This is a genomic window from Dietzia sp. SYD-A1 (assembly GCF_015356725.1).
Taxonomy (GTDB): Bacteria; Actinomycetota; Actinomycetes; order Mycobacteriales; family Mycobacteriaceae; genus Dietzia.
This window is the reverse complement of record NZ_JADDKI010000603.1, coordinates 1-1,321: the sequence shown is the minus strand read 5'-3', so window position 1 is coordinate 1,321 and position 1,321 is coordinate 1. Positions and strand designations below refer to the sequence as shown.

Genomic DNA, 1,321 nt, shown 5'->3' with positions numbered 1-1,321 from the left:
GCGCCCGCCCGGCCCGGCCGACTTGTGCGCCGTCTTCGTCCTACGCGCTCGGAATGTCCGCGAGAGGGATGGGTGCGCTGGCGAAATGGACCAAAGAGGCCGCGCAACTGGGCTCGCCGCCGGGGAATCGGGCCAGGTGAGGAGGGAAGCCCCGGCGCGGGCGCGCGACGCGGAGGGGTCAGGCGACGAAGCGGGAGGAACGCTGCGCGTACGCCGCCTCAACCTGCCGGAGCAGGTCGTCTCGCCGGGTACGGAGAATCCTGTGGTCGACGCCGATGACGATCCAGCCGGCCGCGAGGAGGCGGTTCCGACGGAACCGGTCCTTCGACTGCTGCGCCGGGTGTTCGTGGTGCGAGCCGTCGTACTCGACCGCGATCTTGTGAACGGGGTCAGCGAGATCGAGGCGGTAGTCGTCCCCCACCTCGACCTGCGGTATGAACCTCGTGAACCCCGCGTCCCTGAGGAACAACCTCGCCTCGGTCTCCATGGGTGACTCACTGCGACGGTCGGCATCTGCGAGTACCCGTCGTGCTCGTGCGACCCCCCAGGTGCCGACGTGTTCGTCGACAACGTCGCGTAGCTCACGGTCCGAGAATCCGTGTCGGTAGAAATGCTCCACCGCGAGGACCCCGGCCAGGTGGTCGGTGAAGCGGGCCAGGTCGAAGGCGGTCCACCGACGGCTGGTGACGGCGACGCCCCGCTTCTGCTCCACGGCCGATGGCGGCACCCGGTACCGACGAAGGCGCAGACCCGAGCGCGTTCTGCCGCTGGGGCCGACGCACAACTCCGGAACCGCGTCGTCCGGGGCGTCGATCCCGTGGAGTGCCGCTGCCGACCAGCCGGTGAGGACACCGTCCGGGTACAAGCGCGAGTACGCCACCGACTTGGTCTCGAATGTGAGCGGGAGAGCTACCGGCAGCCATAGCTCGTCCGCGATCTTGAGGTACTCGCGCTCTCGTCGGCGACGGGGAAGGGCGGTCAGCTCGCGGCTGAGTCGGGCAGAGGAGAGGACGGGATGTTGCGGTCCCGGGCGATGGCGTGTCATGCCGGTGATCATGCACGCCGCGAACGAGCGGATCCGTCGTGGATTCGACGATCCCCGTTCGTCTGTGGGGAGCCGACACCGCTTGTGGACACACGAGCCTCGGCCGCGGGGGCCGGCCGATCACGACCCAGAGGGAACTCGCCGGTTCAGCGGGAGCCCACGTGTGCTGCGCGAATGGACCACAGGGGGCACGTAACCCAGGGGTGGGCGTGCAGAGAGGACGCGCAGGGCAGAGGGGGCACTTAACCCAGGGGCGGGCGTGCAGAGAGGACGCGC

1 protein-coding gene is annotated in these 1,321 nt (G+C 69.3%); it reads right to left on the bottom strand.

From position 1 onward, the window contains the following. Nucleotides 1-178: 178 nt before the first annotated feature. Nucleotides 179-1,045 carry a DUF559 domain-containing protein gene (locus tag IY392_RS17610; RefSeq protein ID WP_228549590.1) on the bottom strand — a complete coding sequence of 289 codons (867 nt, stop codon included), beginning with the start codon at nt 1,043-1,045 and terminating at the stop codon, nt 179-181. Nucleotides 1,046-1,321: the final 276 nt, after the last annotated feature.

Coding starts and splice junctions, on each gene's coding strand:
- IY392_RS17610 (WP_228549590.1), bottom strand. CDS start 1,045: ATGACACGCCATCGCCCGGGACCGCAACATCCCGTCCTCTCCTCTGCC.